Annotated in this window: 14 protein-coding genes and 1 pseudogene; 7 read left to right on the top strand and 8 right to left on the bottom strand. The window is 63.1% G+C overall.

All coding sequences use genetic code 11. The annotated features are described in order from the left end of the window. Positions 1-174: 174 nt before the first annotated feature. Complete coding sequence (locus tag RJ1_RS46780; protein WP_162850229.1) at positions 175-444, bottom strand: hypothetical protein; 270 nt, start codon at positions 442-444, stop codon at positions 175-177. 1,041 nt (positions 445-1,485) lie between these two features. On the opposite strand from RJ1_RS46780, the gene RJ1_RS18615 reads away from it, so the two are divergent. Together RJ1_RS18615 and RJ1_RS45405 are read left to right on the top strand one after the other, a co-directional pair. Continuing rightward, positions 1,486-2,763, top strand: coding sequence for an MFS transporter (locus tag RJ1_RS18615; protein ID WP_143048768.1), 1,278 nt, complete (start codon positions 1,486-1,488; stop codon positions 2,761-2,763). Positions 2,764-3,278: 515 nt separating this feature from the next. Continuing rightward, positions 3,279-4,633: pseudogene (locus tag RJ1_RS45405) on the top strand (transposase); the annotation flags it as partial. Positions 4,634-5,358: 725 nt separating this feature from the next. Here RJ1_RS45405 and RJ1_RS18600 read toward each other — a convergent pair. Continuing rightward, complete coding sequence (locus RJ1_RS18600) at positions 5,359-6,810, bottom strand: aldehyde dehydrogenase (RefSeq protein ID WP_073362363.1); 1,452 nt, start codon at positions 6,808-6,810, stop codon at positions 5,359-5,361. A gap of 187 nt (positions 6,811-6,997) precedes the next feature. On the opposite strand from RJ1_RS18600, the gene RJ1_RS45955 reads away from it, so the two are divergent. The 4 genes from RJ1_RS45955 to RJ1_RS18585 all read left to right on the top strand — a co-directional run bounded on the left by RJ1_RS45955 (position 6,998) and on the right by RJ1_RS18585 (position 10,533). Further along, entirely contained in the window at positions 6,998-7,177 is a 180-nt protein-coding gene (locus RJ1_RS45955; protein WP_143048769.1) for a hypothetical protein, read from the top strand. Positions 7,178-7,963: 786 nt separating this feature from the next. Beyond that, positions 7,964-9,385 (top strand): UbiD family decarboxylase, encoded by a 1,422-nt coding sequence (locus RJ1_RS18595; protein ID WP_073362399.1) that lies wholly within the window; start codon positions 7,964-7,966, stop codon positions 9,383-9,385. 63 nt (positions 9,386-9,448) lie between these two features. After that, positions 9,449-9,922 (top strand): hypothetical protein, encoded by a 474-nt coding sequence (locus RJ1_RS18590; RefSeq protein WP_073362361.1) that lies wholly within the window; start codon positions 9,449-9,451, stop codon positions 9,920-9,922. Next, the gene (locus tag RJ1_RS18585) at positions 9,919-10,533 is read left to right on the top strand and encodes a non-oxidative hydroxyarylic acid decarboxylases subunit B (RefSeq protein ID WP_073362359.1); all 615 of its coding nucleotides are present in this window, start codon (positions 9,919-9,921) and stop codon (positions 10,531-10,533) included. The genes RJ1_RS18590 and RJ1_RS18585 overlap by 4 nt, the downstream gene beginning before the upstream one ends. Positions 10,534-10,550: 17 nt before the next feature. On the opposite strand, the gene RJ1_RS18580 is transcribed toward RJ1_RS18585, so the two are convergent. From RJ1_RS18580 to RJ1_RS18555, 6 genes are all read right to left on the bottom strand, one after another. Beyond that, a complete protein-coding gene (locus RJ1_RS18580) occupies positions 10,551-11,450 on the bottom strand; it encodes a LysR family transcriptional regulator (protein ID WP_073362357.1) in 900 nt (299 codons plus the stop codon). A gap of 2 nt (positions 11,451-11,452) precedes the next feature. Next, positions 11,453-13,159, bottom strand: coding sequence for an asparaginase domain-containing protein (locus RJ1_RS18575; RefSeq protein ID WP_073362355.1), 1,707 nt, complete (start codon positions 13,157-13,159; stop codon positions 11,453-11,455). 119 nt (positions 13,160-13,278) lie between these two features. Beyond that, a complete protein-coding gene (hcaB, locus tag RJ1_RS18570; RefSeq protein WP_073362397.1) occupies positions 13,279-14,100 on the bottom strand; it encodes a 3-(cis-5,6-dihydroxycyclohexa-1,3-dien-1-yl)propanoate dehydrogenase in 822 nt (273 codons plus the stop codon). Between the two features lie 54 nt (positions 14,101-14,154). Next, positions 14,155-14,361: a hypothetical protein gene (locus RJ1_RS18565; protein ID WP_009478581.1), complete on the bottom strand. Its 207-nt coding sequence runs from the start codon at positions 14,359-14,361 to the stop codon at positions 14,155-14,157. Continuing rightward, entirely contained in the window at positions 14,358-14,891 is a 534-nt protein-coding gene (locus RJ1_RS18560; RefSeq protein ID WP_073362353.1) for an aromatic-ring-hydroxylating dioxygenase subunit beta, read from the bottom strand. The genes RJ1_RS18565 and RJ1_RS18560 overlap by 4 nt, the downstream gene beginning before the upstream one ends. After that, entirely contained in the window at positions 14,888-16,063 is a 1,176-nt protein-coding gene (locus tag RJ1_RS18555) for an aromatic ring-hydroxylating oxygenase subunit alpha (RefSeq protein WP_240319587.1), read from the bottom strand. Before RJ1_RS18555 ends, RJ1_RS18560 begins: the two co-directional genes overlap by 4 nt. Between RJ1_RS18555 and RJ1_RS47805 the strand changes: the two genes are divergently transcribed. Beyond that, positions 15,989-16,189 carry a hypothetical protein gene (locus tag RJ1_RS47805; RefSeq protein WP_240319595.1) on the top strand — a complete coding sequence of 67 codons (201 nt, stop codon included), beginning with the start codon at positions 15,989-15,991 and terminating at the stop codon, positions 16,187-16,189. The two genes, RJ1_RS18555 and RJ1_RS47805, sit on opposite strands and share 75 nt — an antisense overlap. Positions 16,190-16,350: the final 161 nt, after the last annotated feature.

Here is a 16,350-nt window from a genome sequence, read left to right as displayed (position 1 = left end):
TTGAGAAAGGCCTGCAAATACTCGACCAAGCTGACGGTGACGTCACCGGTGCCGGTGCTGAGCTACAGCGGCTGGGGGTCGTGCCGGCTTCCTCGACGAAGAACTCTCTCTTCAAGAGCGCCTAGTCGGGCGGAGTCAGGCGACCCGCGGGTTCGCGATCCCTCGTCGAGGACGTCACGCGTCATTGGAAGATCGACCAGATCGCCGCGACGGCGAGAGCGCGACGATGAGGCCAGACATCACCGCAGTCACCGCGAACTCGTGGTCGGCGAGGAAGTGCTGCACCCGCCCAGTATCGGCCCAGCCGGCTCCGCCGTGCGGGTCAGTCGTGTACCGGACCGACCGGGCCGCGGCGGCGAGCCGGGGGGAGAAGTCATGTCGAGCGTTGGTTGTCGGGCTCGGTGCGCTGACCGCGCCGGCGATAGTCGTGGTCGCGGTGACCACTGCCGGATTCCTCGCGGCGGGTGTGGTGCTGGTTGCTCGCGCCCGCCCTCGGCCAAAGTCCGTCGCGGGCATAGCCCGTCACCGCTGCGGGACTGCCACGCGTGGGTTCGAGGACCCTCACCACGCCCGGACCTCTCCTGCGACAGATCAGGCGCATCGGGGCGAGTGGAATCGCCTACGAACAAGAGGAATCCGCCCTGGTGTCGCCTGCGTGGCGAGTGCCACCAGCGTCGACGACGGCCCACCAGTGGCCGCAGTTTCCGCGTCGGGGTGGATCGGTAAGGTCGACATCCGGCGCGCGGGACCCGCGGTACACACCACAGCCCTGCGTATCGCCAGGGCCCTCTCATCGGAATCACAATAGGTCTCTGCCTGCGGTGGAATGACACATAGACCGGATTGCTCGACGGTAGGCCAAACTGTGGGTCTTGAAGTCATCGCGAGAAATCGCAACCGCGACACGAGCGCGTTCGGCGTCGTCTGTGGCGACGAGCTTGGCGATCAGGTGAGGTTTGCTGGCACAGGGGGAGCTGTCTCTTCCGGGCCATTACGAATCCTGCTAGTTGTCATCGGAGATAGATGTTGGACTTGTCGATTCTCTCGGCGCAGAGTTGTTGCTGACGGACGCGCCCTGAGCCTGGCGATCGTCAGGAACCGGCATCAGTGCGTAGGAGGGTGGGGCACTCGTATCGCGCACACCAGCAATGCACCCAAATTGAAAGCGTCGTCTACGAGCGTTGTGGTCGTCTGCCGAGCGCACAGTTGAACGTGGGATTGATCGTCGCCCCCGATTGACTCGCCTGGGCGGAGCACCTTCGGTGCACTCCATCGAACACGCGAGCGAGGTCCATCGTTGTCCAAATGTGAGATTGGGCGACATCGACGCTGCGAGAGTCGGTGCTGAATTCCGAGGTGCTATCGCGTTCCCATAGCATTCGGGTCGTTCGCCCGACGCACCCAGGCGCAATCCGAGCAGCATGTCACCTAGAGCTGCTGATCGTCGATTCGCGCGAGAATGCCCTTCAATTCTAGTGAGGTTAAGTGTTTGGCGAAAATATCTCTGGCAGTTCTGAACTGACCACGGAACTCCAGCTCGGACAACGACGTGTCGTAACGCTGCGGTGGCGGGCACCGTTGCTGATGGTGGCGGTAATCTCGGCCTCGATCGCCGTGCGTCCACCGATCACAGTGATCGGTCCGCTCGCCGAGACCGTCCACGCCTCGACAGGGCTGTCTTCGACGGCCATTGGCGTCCTCACGACGCTGCCTCTGGTGGTGTTTATGCTCGTGTCGGCCCAGGTGTCTCGTGTCGCCCGCCAACTCGGTATGGAAGTCGCGATGGCAGTCGGATTCGCATTCGTTCTGGGCGGCAGCGTGATCCGATGGGTCCCGTCTATTCCGCTGATGTATCTGGGAACGGCAGTTGTCGCCATCGGGCTGACGATGCCCAACGTGCTTCTACCGGGAATTATCCGCCGGGATTTCCAGGCCCGGATCGGGCCGATGACAAGTCTATACATCGCCTTGACTGCTGGGGGCTCCGGTGTTGCGTCGTTCCTCGCCCTTCCGCTCGCGATCGACCTCGGTTGGGGTTGGCGCGCGACGATAGCCTCCACTGGTGTGCTTGCCGCGTTCGCTGCGATCACGTGGTCGCTGGTCGGCGGTGAACGGCATGAACCTGCGGCCGAGATCTTGACGCAGACCGAGGTGTGGCGTTCGCGGACAGCATGGTGGGTTGCACTATTCTTCTCCACACAGACGTTGATATTCTATTGTGTTGTGGCGTGGCTGGTTCCGGTGCTCACTGCCAAGGGACTGACGCCGACTGCAAGCGGCGCTTTCCTAGGTGGATTCTCGATAGTCGGCATTGGCAGTAGCCTCTTGGCACCCATTCTTGCTGCGCGGCAGCCGAGTCAGAGCACTGCCGCGGCTGCGTTCGGCGTGATTCAAGTGGTTGGCGCCTTGGGGATGCTTGTATCCACGGGGCTGGCAGCGGGGGTCTTCGCCCTTGTTCTCGGTGTTGGGGCCGCTGGCGGCTTCGCTGTGGCGTTCGCTTTGTTCGGACTCCGAGCTCCCAATCACTTTGTGTCGAGTGAGCTTGCTGGCATGGCCCAAACTGTCGGATACGGTGTCGCAGCGGTCGGTCCGTTGCTTTTTGGGTTCCTACACGATCTGTTCGGGAACTGGAATGTTCTCCTCGGAGCGTTCGTGTTGCTGGCAGTCTTTGCTGTCGCTCTTGGGGTTCTCGCGGGGCGGCCACTTTTCGTGTCCGCTGGCTCACCTTTGGGTAATCATCTCGATGAGATGCATGTTTCGTAGATTTGTGCGGCGGCTCGTGGTGATTGGCCCAGAGTCGTAGCGTGTTCGCTTGTGCGCACTGGTGAATCGATGGGGGATGTGCCAGTTGTAGTCTCTCGTACCGTCGAGTTGGCCTGCCGAGATTGAACACTCTGGATCAGAGTGAAGGTTTCGTGCGGGCCAACTCGAGGACTTAGGTGAGGATCCGGCTACTTGGTGGAGAGTCGTGTTCAATTACCGATGCAGCCAGGCAGTTTGAACTAGCAGAACAATTTGTCAACGGTCTCCGCGTGAATACGTAATCCGATCCGCGGATCGACCTCCCCCAGCCCTGCAGTCGAAAGTCCGCGTGATGTTGAGAACGAGATCGGTCGGCCTAGAAGCGTGGGTCGGTAACACACCGAGCGGGGTGTTCGGGTGATGGTCGGGTGTGCGAGATGATGAGGCGTTCCTGATGATCTCGATGATGCTGGGTTGTTCGAGGTAGACCCTGTGCAGCCAGTCGAACCTGATTCCCGGGGTGCCGAAGCCCGCCGGTGGACAAGACATTCCGAGCGCTTGACCCTGATCAGGGCTTATTGCGGCCGCCGTCGATCGGCGACTGGCTGCCCGCCAAGCATCTGGCGCGCTTCATCGCCGAGCTGGTCGGCGAGCATCTGATCCTGTCCCGGATCCGCGCCGCGTACACCGACGGCCGCGGCGCCCCACCCTATGATCCGCGACTGATGGCGCGCATCCTGCTCTACGGCTACACCACCGGAGTGCGCCCGTCTCGAGCGATCGAGGGCATATGTGTCGATGACGTGCCGTTTCGGTGGCTCGACGCGGGTGCGGCCCCGGACTATCGGGCGATCGCCCGGTTCCGTAAGCGGCACCTGTCCGCGCTCGAGCACCTGTTCGTGGAGGCGTTGGCGTTGTGTCAGGCCGCGGGCATGGTCCCGGCTGGTCCGGGTTGCGTTGGACGGGACGAAGGTGCGGGCGAACGCCGCCAAACGCAAGGCGATGAGCTACGCCGCATGTCGGAGAAGGAGAAGGTCCTCGCCGACGAGGGCTCGGCGGTGCTGGCCGAGACCGACCGGGTCGACACGGCCGAAGACGCCGCTTCGGCAAGAACCGGAGTGGCGACGAGCTGCCCGAGGAATTGCGGCGCCGGGCGGCTCGGCTGGCAAAGATCCGGGAGGCGAAGCCCGCCCTCGAGGCCGAGGCCGAGGCCGAGGCCCGGCAGGCGACGCGGGAGCGGGCCGAACGGCGGGCCACAGACCGCGGCGTCGACGATGACACCGCTCCGGGCGCGGGGGCGGGCGCCGCCCGTAAGACGCCACCGAAACCGAAGGCGCAAAGCAATTTCACCGACCTGGACTCGAAGATCATGCTGACCGGCGACGGGGCCTTCCACCAGTGTTACAACGCGCAGGCCGTGGTCGACGAGAAACATCAGGGTATCGTGGCCGCCGACGTGTACACCAACGCCGCCGATGCCGGCAAGCTGATGCCGATGACCGAATAGACCGCGGCGAACACCAGGCAGGTCCCGGACCAGGTCCTCGCCGACGCCGGCTACTGCTCGGCCGTCAACCTCGACCAGGCCGCCGTGTTCGCCGACGAACACGGCACCGAGTTCTATGTCGCGACCGGGCGTCGGCACCGGTGACGACCCACCACCAGTGTCCTCGCGCGGGCGGATCCCCAAGCCCGCCAACGGCAAGCAGCGCATGAACCGCAAGCTGGCTGCCAGAAGGGCCGGGCGGCCTACGCCCGCCGGAAGGCAATCGTCGAACCGGTCCTCGGTCAGTTGCGCACCCTGCAGAACGCCAAACACTTACTGCTCCGCGAACTCGACCAGGCCCGCAGGGAATGGCTGCTACTCGCCGCCTGTCACAACGTCCGCAAGAACCATGGCGTGGGTCGGCGTCCACGGCTTCGGGGCCCTCACGGCAAGCTGACCGACGTGGCAGCCGCCACCGGCAAAGCTCGGGACGGACACCCCCGCGTACCCTGCGCCAATCCCGAAACCAATCTGCCCCCCGCCGGCCAATCGACTCTGGGCGCATTTGGGCGGGTGGTCGACGGTGCGAACGGTCTTCGTGCTCTGTAGTCGGTGCTGCATTCGACTTGTACATGAGGCTCGCCGGTATGTCAGTCATTCTGGGGTTAGGTGATGGCCGGTGCTGGCGGCGTGTCGTCCATCTCTGTGCCGGCCGCCTCGTCGAGAAACACGTAGCTCTCGAAGGAGAGTCCAAACCTCGATAGTAGAAGGCGGCAGATTCGGTCCAGCATGTTTGTTCTCCAGAATCTCGGGTGTGTGCGGGGCCGATCAGCCTTGGCGCCTAGGCGTGGTGGACATTCGGCGAGGGAGCGGTGGTTCTGGTTTGTATTGTTGTGAGGCAGATGGAGTCGTCGTCGACGGGTGACAGCAGACGAGATGCGGCGTAGTTGGTCGTTCCAACGCCGCAGTGTCCAGCCCTTGGCGGTCGCCAGAAGCTGGTAGTGCGGTTGTGGGTGGGCGCGTGTCAGGCCGGCTATGTGTATTCGGGGCACTCGCGGGCGACGACCAGGTCGATACCCGTGCTCGCGGACCGGGCCCAATCATATGATTGTGATCGAGCCCGGTACAGGTCACATGAGGGCGGGATCGACGTAGAGGGTCTGTGTCTCGGTGTAGTCGTCGAGGCCTTCCGGTCCGAACTCGCGTCCGATCCCACTGGCCTTGAACCCGCCAAACGGGCTGCCGAAGTCGAGGGTGAATGTGTTTACTCCGAACATTCCGGTCCGAATACGGTTGGCGACAGCCATGCCGGAGGTACGGTCGTTCGTCCAAACCGAGCCACCCAGGCCGTAAGGGGAGTCCTGTGCGATTCTTACCGCGTCGTCGATGTCCTCGTACTCAATCACGCACACTACCGGGCCGAAGATCTCTTCTTGCGCGATCCTCATTCCGTTGTCGACATCGACGAAGAGCGTCGGGCGGACGTACCACCCGTGTGTCAATCCCTCCGGCATCCCGGGCCCGCCGACGAGGGTGGTTGCGCCCTCTTCGGCACCGAGTTTGATGTAGCTGGTCACACGTTGCTGCTGGGCGCGGGTCACCATCGGTCCGACATCGACGGCGGGGTTGGACGGGTCGCCGACCCGCAGCGACTGGACCATGTCGGCGAGGGCTTCGATGTAGGCATTCTTGCGTGCGCGGGGAACGAGAATGCGGGTCTGGCTCACGCACCCCTGCCCGCTGTTGGCGAAGGAAGCGAACTCCATTGAGGACGCGGTGGCCGCGGGATCCGCGTCCTCGAGAATGATCGCCGCTGACTTGCCGCCCAGTTCGACGGTACAGCGCCGCATATCACGTCCACACACGGCGGCGATCTGCCGCCCGACGGGCGTCGAGCCTGTAAATGCGATCTTGTCCACCTGCGGGTGCGCTACCAGGTGTTTGGATGCGGCCTTGTCCGCGGGTACGACGTTTACCACCCCTGCGGGCAGGCCGACTTGTTCGACGAGCTCGGCCAGGAGCAGCGCATCCAGTGGGCATTCCGGAGCTGGCTTGACTATCACGGTGCAGCCCGCGATGAGTGCTGGTGCAAGTTTCGCCATAACCAGCATTTGTGGGAAGTTGAATGGGACGATTGCGCCGACGACGCCGACCGGAAGTTTGCGGACGATCGCAGGTCCGCTTTCGGCAGTGGAGCGAGTTTCCTCCCAGTTGTACTCAGCGGCGAGCGCGATGGTTGAGCGCAAGCAGTAGAGTCCGCCGGCTGCCTGACGAGTTCGCGACAGGGTGATCGGCGCGCCCATCTCCGCAGTAATTATCTCGGCGAATTCGTCCAGTCGTGCCGCGTAGAGGTCGGCGAGTCGGGTCAGGTACCTGAGGCGTTCGACAAGTGCCATCTGTGGCCAGGGGCCTGTGTCGAATGCGAGTCGGGCCGCGGCGACGGCCGCGTCGATATCGTCTGGAGTTCCGTTCGGAACTGTTGCGATGACTGTCTCGTCGTGCGGCGAGACGATCTCGATTGTGGCGTCTCCTGTGGAAGGAACCCACTGTCCGTTAACGAAGATCGAGTGGTAGTTGCGCATGTTCGCCTCTTTGGTCGATGGAGTAGGAGCACATAAGCGCCCGGGTGTGAAGCGGAAGTTGTTTCGTATGGCTGAACGGCGTCATGGACGGTGCCGCTCCCCTCTACATAGCGTGTGAGTGGTCACGGCGCCAGACGAGTGTGGGATCGGATACTACTGTGTACCAATTTATTCAAAGGATGGGGCGATGGAGAGACTAGTATTGTGGCCGACCGGTCCGGTTCGTGACTGGCCGACGGCCGCGCTCGAGCGGTTCGTCGCCGAGGTTGATCGTGGCATGGTGATCCGCGCCGCCGCCGGTGGGCGCTTCCTGACGCTGAACGACGCCCATACCGAGTTGGCCCGCCGGCGGACCGGAACTCGGTAGCCGCCGTACGAGGACGCTAACTCGACACGGGCCCCGGTTGCGTGCTTCGTTCCGGGTTCTGGAACGCTGGTTGCAAAGCGCAATTCGGTGCCAATACCTGTTCGCTTGGGCGTTCTCCTGGATCGAAGATGTTCACAGGATCTTCAAGCCAGCAACGAGCATTCGCTTTGACCGGGGCACGGGAAGACGCGCAAAGAGTATGCACCGCTGATGATTTTCTTCCCCGTGCCAGGCCGTCGATGTCCGAACCGGTCCTTGCGTCCGACGCTGCGGACGCTCGGCAGGCGGTCGAGTGCGGGTGTCGTGTATAGCGCGATTTGGCTCGGTTTGGGTCTCGTCTTCCGTCACCGGGGGGGCATGGTCATGGCCCTCGGTTGCGTGCGGAACCGTACTCGCGACCGGTGTTTATCCGAATCTACTCAGGCGCAGGTGTGCGGGGTTGGGCGGTGCCGATGGAGCGATCGTGCCCGACGTCACCAGCGCGAACGCCAATGCTCCCACGATCCCGATTGGCGAGAAGGCAGTCAACCTGATCGCCGCGCGCTGAGCGACTGCCCGCGGGCCGAGCATGTCTGTGTGCCATACGAAATTCGCATGGGAGTTAGCTGAGTCAGCTATTGGACATATGGAAGCATCGGTTGCACAGTTGATTTCGTCGAACAGCACACGACGAAGCGTCGCCACTCAAAGTTCGGCTCGACGCTGAAACGCTCATGGATGAAAGGGGATAGAGCTACGGCCGTACTTCGGCGGGCTCTCGAACGCGCTATGACTGACTTTTACGATCTGCGGCACTACATCGACAATTTGAGAGAGAGGCTGGGAGATGACGAGGTACGTGTCATCGAAGGTGCAGACTGGGACCTCGAGATTGGCTGCATCACCGAACTTCTTGCTGAGAAAGAGGGCCCCGCGCTTCTATTCGACAACATCCCGGGCTACCCGCCGGGGTACCGGGTCTTCGCGAACTTCATGGGAACCGCGCAACGCTGTGCGGTGGCACTCGGACTGCCCGCCGACACCTCGAAGATGGATATCATCCGGGCCTGGAAAGACCTCAGTAAGCGGATCGAACCGATTCCGCCGGTAGAGGTATCAACTGGAACGGTCCTCCAGAACGTTATGGAGGGAGACGACGTCGATCTGACGGCGTTCCCGACCCCGCGTTGGCATGAGGGAGATGGTGGTCGCTATATCGGCACCGCCTGCATGGTCATCACCCGCGATCCCGACACCGGGTGGGTTAACGTCGGCACCTACCGCGGATGCGTGCAAGGCAAGGACCGGTTGTCATTGTGGATGCTGGGTAACCGGCACGCACTCGCGATCGCGAAGAAGTACTGGGCGCGCGGCCAGGCATGTCCGATCGCGGTGGTCGTCGGTTCGGATCCGATTCTGTCCACGGTTGCCGCAATAGCTGCCCCCGCTGGGGTGTCCGAGTTCGACGTTGCCGGGGGCTTGCGTGGAAAGGGCGTCGAGATCCTCTATGCCCCCGGCAGTGACCTGCCGATCCCCGCCCACGCCGAGATCGTGATTCAAGGCGAGATGCCACCGGTGGAGGAGGAGTCGGTACTCGAAGGCCCGTTCGGCGAGTGGACAGGCTACTTCACTCATGCAGGTCATGAGACCGTCGTTCGGGTGAATCGGATCATGCATCGCGACTCGCCGATCATTCTCGGAGCGCCGCCGATGATTCCGACCGTCCCGGCCGGCGACCAGGCAGTTCCGCTCTACTCCGCCTCCGTCACTTGGGACCATCTCGAGGCATCGGGCGTGCAAAACATTCGCGGTGTGTGGGCGTACGCCCGGCAGCTCATGATGGTCATCTCCATCGAGCAGACCGGTGCGGGCGACGCTATGCACGCCTTGCTCGCGGCGGCGGGGCGCAAGCGGACCGGTGGCATGGAGCGCTACTTCGTTGTCGTCGACGAGGACATCGATATCACCGACATCAACCACGTTCTGTGGGCGATGTTCACCCGGGTGGATCCGTCCGAGTCGATCCACATCCTGCGCACGCCGACAACCGCGATCGACCCACGGTTGTCCCCCGCCAAGCGCGAGGCCGGGGATATGTCGATGGGAATTGTACTGATCGATGCCTGTAAACCATTCGCGTGGAAGGACTCGTACCCGAGTGCGAATCGGTTCGACGAGCCCTACCGGGCCGAGATCCGCGAACGGTGGAAGGAAACATTGCCGCTGTAGGCGGGTCGGTACGTACCGAGTACCAATGTCAGCTGAGTCGAGAGGACGGAAAGGTGGAATCAGATGATGACGATTCCCGGTGAGATTGTCGCGCTGCTGAGCGGATTTCCTTATGCGGGTGCGCACGAGCAGGCCTTTCCGTTCCTCTCCGTCGACGCGGTCGGATACCCGCACAGCGCGCTGCTGTCGCGGGCGGAGCTCGAACCGGGTGCGGATAGCGCCACTCTGTTGGCCGTCGTCGCGAGCAGTCGAACCCGGATGAATTTGCAACGATCCTCGACGGCCGCCCTAATTGCGGTGGACGGTTTCGTCTGCCATCACCTTAAGCTTGAGATGGTGGCCTCGGTGAGCGCCGGCGAAGTCTTGGGATGTGTATTTGTACCTGTCGAGCATAAGCGCGACGACATAGGAATAGCAATGCAACCATTGAGTTTTCACGTGACACCTGACCTTGCCGTACGCGAGAACTGGCCGCGAAGTGCTTTGATGTTCAGCCGGTTGCAGGCACTGCTGAGAAAGCGAGATGAACTCCGATGACGAACGCTGCGACCCGCATTATCGTCGCGATCACGGGAGCCAGCGGTGCACCGTTCGCTGTGCGTCTGTTGGAGACGTTGCGCGACATGCCGGAGATCGAGACTCATCTCGTGATGAGCACGTGGGCACAGTCCAACATCGAGATGGAGACGACTTACTCTGTGCGTGAGGTCGCGGAGCTTGGGGATGTGACCTACAAGGTAGGGGAGCAGGGTGCGGCGATCTCGTCCGGATCGTTCCGAACGGCCGGGATGATCGTCGTGCCGTGCAGCATGCGAACGCTGGCGGGCATCCGCCACGGGTACGCCGACAACCTCATCTGCCGCGCCGCCGATGTAGTGCTCAAGGAGCGTCGACGTCTGGTCGTGGTGCCCCGCGAAACGCCGCTCAACGAGATTCACCTCGAGAACATGCTCGCGCTGAGCCGCATGGGTGCTCGGATCGTGCCACCGATGCCGGCGTTCTACAACCGCCCCGAGATGATCTCTGACATCGTCGACCACGTCGTGGTCCGGATCCTTGACCAGTTCGATATCGATGCGCCGCAGGCAAGGCGCTGGCGGGGCATCAAGGCGGCGCGACATGAGCTATCCGGGGCGCGAGAAGGTTGATCGTCATAGGTGTCTGATCACTCCGAAGCTTGCCGTTTCATCGCTCGCGCCGCGGTGTGGTCGATGAACGCTCGTGCCGCCGGGCTCGTGGCGGCGCCGTCGCGCCAGACAATTCCTAGGCGACCGGGTGGAAGCTCGGGTACTTGCACTGCGACTACTCGATTATTCAGGGTGAGAGCGGATTCCGGTACGAGTGCCACGCCGAGGCCCTTCTCGACCATCATGATGAGGGTGTCCGGGTTGCCGGCCTCGAACGCGATGTGGGCGCGGACGCCGTCGCGGGCAAGGGCGCGGTCGAACTCCCAACGTAGCCCCGAACCCTTTGGAAGAGTGATCAACGGCCGTTCACCCAAGGCGCTGAGAGGTAGCTCGGTGTTGTCGGCGAGAGGATCGGAGGGCGGGAAGGCCAGCACGACCGGTTCGCGGTGTAGCTCTCGGGTGCGCACGCCTGTCACGTTGTCGGCGGTGAGGCTGGTGAACGCGACGTCGAGCGTGCCGTCACCCGTGCGTCGTAGAAGTGTGGCGGCTGTGTCCTCGGTCAGGGAGATGTCGACGCCGGGGTGTTTGCGGTGGAACGAGGCAAGGGTCTCGGGCAGGTCGATGCTGCGCGGATAGATGGAAGGAATGCTGCCGATCGCGACGTGTCCGCGCAGCAGTCCGGTCAGCGCGTCGATCGATGCGCGTCCGGCTGCGAGCGCATCCAATGCCGCGTGTGCGTGCGGCAGTAGCGACTCGCCGGCTGCGGTGAGTTTCGCTACGCGTGGCAGGCGCTCGAAGAGTTGCTGTCCGAGTTCCTTTTCCAGTGCCTTGATCTGCGCACTGACGCCGGACTGAGCGACATGCACGCGGTGCGCCGCACGGGTGAAGGTGCCTTCCTCGGCGACTGCGATGAAATAGTGGAGCTGGCGCAGATCCATCGTCAGTGTGTATCGAAGATGTGTTGATACGTGGCAACTGCTTGCTCGGTGGCGGTCCGTTCGGCCGGGGTTGGGTTGGTCGGGTCTTCTGCGACCGGCAGTGTGCCAAGCTTCAGGAGCGCCGCCATCAGCAGCATCCGAGCCTTGGTCGAGGTCAGATTGCTACCGGAGATGAAGATTGGGTCGGTGCGGTAGGCCATGCCGCCGGTGTTGCCGCGCCCCACCCGGACTACCGGCATACCCGAGAACACCGCGGTGGCCAGCGCCGAGTTCGTAGCAGGACTGGACATTCCGAACGGCGACATGCCCTCGCATACGAAGCCGGCAAGCGGAGCGTCGACGAGATTGGCTGCGATTCGGCCGAGAACCTCAACTTCGCGACCGGTGTCCGGAGCCTCGTCGGGGCCGGTCGACATTCGTCCGTATCGGCCGTACTTGGTGATCGAGACGACCGGCATCGCGTCGGGGACCAGGTAGCCGTCGGCGTCCTTCACAGTGATCTCGACCAGGCGGATCTCGCCCGGTTCGCCGGTCACTCCGCTGACAGTGGTCGGCAGGTGGCTCAACCGGACATCGGAGGAGTGGGTATGCAGGTACGTCGGTGTGTAGGTGACCCGCGGCGGTCCGTATCCGCCCATATCGGCGACGATGCCGCCGTGGCCCCCGGTTGCTTCATATCCGCCAGGGCGGGCATCGACCTTAGTTACCTCGCGTGCCGAGTAGACCAGCTCGTCGACTATCAGGACGGCACCGAGCCGGTTGCGCCCCGACTCGTCGACCGCGGCGGACGAGACGAGGAACTTTACGCCGTCGATGATGTTGCGGGCGCCGTCGGCGCTGGCGGACTGGTGGCGCCGCTGGGCGGTGTGCCCGACGATCGGCACCGTGGTGTCAACGAGCAAGGCGAGCCAGTACAGGGTTTCCTCTGTGGTCGGACTGCCCTCCAGCCACTGGGCCCCGATGTAGTCGCCACTGGCGAGTACTTGCTGGACCAGATTGGTTGCTCGCGCCAGTGTGGCCAGATCCGGTTCGCGCTGTAGGTGATAGGGGTAGTACGGGAAGTAGTCCTCGCCGAATGACTCCGGACCATCGTCGTCGTAGCTATTGCGATACCCGCCGCTGGGTGCGGGGCGGAAGAAATCGAACTCCGCCCGCGTACTTAAGTTGATCGGGTGCCCGTGGTCTTCGAGGCCGAAGCGCTCAATCTCCTCGTAGACGCGTCTGGCGTCGGGATAGAAGGTTTGGCGGCTGTGCGCCGGAGGGGCGAATGGGAAAGTAGTCGTTGCATCCCACGCGGATCCGTCAGCTTGACGCGCCATGTAGGGCAGCGGATAGAGCCCGTCGTCCGGCCGCAACTCCACCTCGTACACGGGGGTACCGCCGTCGTCGGGCTCGACGGACTGGAACTCGCCGCGTGCATTTAGCCATCCGTCCGGGAGGGCGTAGAGCTCGCGGGCGTCGGCCTCGAGCGGATGAGCGGTGTAGGCCTCCACGTACACCGTCACCGGCGCGGCGAGGCGCTGTGGACGGAGGAGATCGAAGCGGGGCGTCGCGCCGTCCAGAGTGGTCAGCGGGTCCAGCCCATGCCGCCTGCGTGCCTTGTTCGATGTGACCAAGTCAGGGCTGTTGCCGATTGTGGCAGTCGGACCGGAGAACACCGCTATTCGGACGCGCGGCGTCGCCCGCGGGTTGTCAGATGGTGTGGTCACGCCAACTCCTCTTCTCGCTCAATATCTCTGTACTGGTGTGGTCTTCGGGTGCGGCACCCGAAACAGGTGGAGCGCGGGTGCGCTGCGCGGTTCTTGGATTCAGTTGCGGGGTGGAAAGGCTACGAGATCAGCTCGCCGCCCAGCGGAACCAACCCGCGGCTTTGTAGTCCACCATCAGAGTGGATGACGCAACCTGTCACCGACTTCGTCCGTTCCTTGGAAGCCAGGTAGACGTACGCCCACGCGTGGTCGGCGGGTTCGGACGCCACCTGCAGCGGATTGGTTTGGCGAATCAAGCCGGGCAGGTCAGGCATGTCAACCAGGCGCTGATCACCAGAGTCCATCGCCTCCACACCGCGCAGTGGCGTGACAGTCCCGCCTGGTGCGACAGCGTTCACCCGGATGTGCGGGGCGAGTTCGAAGGAGAGCTGAGATAGCAGGCCGCGGACAGCGAACTTGGAACCGGTGTACAGCGGTCCGCCCCCACCAGGGAGGAATCCTGCATTCGAGATCGTGAGCACCACGTTGCCCCGTGACTTGGACAGTTCGGGCAGGGCCGCCTTTACGGCCAAGAGCGAGCCTTTCACGTTGACGTCGAACATCTCGGCGAAGGCGGCGTCGATTCGATCATCGTCGAGGCTTTCGAGCGATACGAAGTAGTCGAAGATGCCCGCCACCGTGACGAGCACATCGAGTCGGCCGAAGCGCTGGACGGTGTCGGCGACTGCACGCTTGTGGTCGTCGAGATTTCGGACGTCGCCGTGGGTCGCGGAAACGTTCTTGCCGGGCAGCGCGCGCAGTTCCGCGACGGCTTCCTCCGACCTGTCGAGGACACCGACTTGCGCGCCTTCCTTGACGAAGCGCTCCACCACGGCGCGGCCAATCCCGGTGCCACCACCGGTGATCAGTACAACCTTTCCGGTCAACCAACCTTCACTCATGTCGATCCTCTCCACGACGGTGTCGCCCGACTCGTCGGGCAGTGCAGTAAGTAATCACAACGATGTTGGGCCGGTCGAGCCCTCGAGCATTCGAGTGAACACATCGGTGGTCTGCCAGGTGAGGGCTTCCAACTCGACTGGATCGAGCCGGATGGTGGTGCCCCTCCGGGGCGAGGTGATCTCGAGCCGCTCGCCGTTGCCGGTCGCGACCACCCGCACGGTCACGTCGGCGAACTCGTTGCGGAGCTGCAGCGAGGTCACAGGAACACCCCGAGGTTCGCGGTGACAAGCGTGGTGTGCGCCAGGTGCACGGTTCGGGCCGCCAGCCTCCAGCCGTCGGGGGTGTCGTGTAGGACGTCGAACCTCTCGCCGACGATCAGGTCGGAGTCGGTGCCGTCGCCCTGGGCTCGGTAGCACATGAAGTTGCTCCGTACGTTGTACTTGTCGTCGGCGTGGAGCGGATCGACGCGGACGTTGGTCACCAGTCGTTGGGTGCGCGATGGTGGGTCTTCTGCGTAGGCGTGTTCGGTATACAGCCGGGAAACCCGCATCTTCATCGATGCATAGTTGTCCTTCATGTGGAAGCCGACTGGTGAGAATTCGAGATTTCGTGCCTCTGCGCCGCGGGTGACGCGAACCGGCATCACGTAGACCAGTTCTTCGGACAGGCATTCGAGCCAGCGGTGGAACTCTCTGTGGTCGAGATATTCGGCCTCGCGGAAGAGGAATTGTGTGCATTCGGCGGCGATGTCGCGCGGGGTGGTGGTGGTTGAGGTGCTGGAGACGGTCACTGCTCTGTCTCCGTTCGGCCGACGCTGTCCGGTGTGGACACCTCGCGCAGCCACCGGCGGTAGAAGGCGCGCTGCGGGGCCTCCCCGAGGGCCGTGGTCGTGGCCCGGCCGGGGAATCGCCACTCGGGGTCCTCGGCGTAGTCGCTCATGCCGTCCAAGCCGAGCTGAAAGTTAAAGCGCATGCCGCTCTTTCGTGCAAAGGAGGATCGTCCTGCGACGGGTGCGCCACCCCAGACGACGGTGTCGTCCTGTTCGAGGATGCCCGCTGGGCCATGCATGCTCAACGCCGCAACGTAGGCGTCCTCGTTGAATTGCTCCGATGCGCTGTTCCAACCCAGCGTCCAGTTCCAGTTCACGATGGTGCTGGGACCGTGGGGCTGCCACTGGCGCAGGTAGGTGAAGACCGTAGGCGGGGCGTCAGGGTGCGGGGATGCAGGCACCCGGACCAGTCCGAGGTTCGGGAAGATGAGGAATGTTGTTGCGGAGTGATTCTCGACGAACTGGCGCTGATCAGGGCTGAGTCGATCGAGCTGGAACGTGTCGGCCACCTCGGGTGGGAATCCTGAGCGGTGCCACGGTGGTGGCAGGAATCCGTCATTGATGATCATGCCGTGGCCCTCGTCGAAATACACATGGCGGGAAGACGCCTGCGGTCCCGCCCCGCCCGCCTCGATGCCGGGGAACATGCCAACTTCTTCCGCGGATCGATGAAGGGAGGGAACGTGGTAGGCGTCGGCCATGAAGTTCTCGGCGCCGGACTTCCAGTTTGCGGGAACCCGCCAGCGGTGCGGCTCTCCGATTGCTCGCATGCCCTGCTCGTTGAGGCCGAGAAGCGCGTCCAAGTACCATCGCATGCCGCCGAGGTACTCGTCGAGCGTCGGCGCTTCGGGATCCAACGACGCGAAAATCAGGCCATGTACCGAGTCCACGTGTGGTGCCGACGCCAGGCCCCACTTTGCGGAATCGAGCTTCTTGTAGGCCTTCTTACGGTGCGGCGCGCCGCTCCACTCACCGTTGTTTTTGAAGAGCCACGAATGGTACGGGCAGCGGAAATGTGAACTGTTTCCCTTCTCGACCCTGCAGACCGGGCTCCCACGGTGGGTGCAGTTGTTGAACAGGACCCGAACCTGACAGTCTTCGTCGCGCACGACGATGAATTGATCTTGTCCGATGTACCGAAGTACGTAGTCGCCCGGCATGGGGATTTCGGATTCGTGCGCGACGAAACACCAGCAGCGAGCGAAAATGCGGTCCAGCTCGAGGGCGTAGAGTTCGGGATCGCTGAATACTTCGGGTGAAACAATTCCCTGCCGTAGCTCTTGATCGACAGTTCGGAACAGTTCCACGGTTGCGGGTGATGTCTGGATACGCGGACCGGATTTCGGCTCTGTCAGATGATCGAACACGTGACATCTCCTCGTGGTGTGTCATGCGATTTCTCGGTAAGGTACGACCCTCA

Source organism: Rhodococcus jostii NBRC 16295 (assembly GCF_001894825.1).
Taxonomy (GTDB): Bacteria; Actinomycetota; Actinomycetes; order Mycobacteriales; family Mycobacteriaceae; genus Rhodococcus_F; species Rhodococcus_F jostii.
Note: the sequence above shows the minus strand (reverse complement) of the source record. Positions and strands in the feature narration are given on the sequence as shown.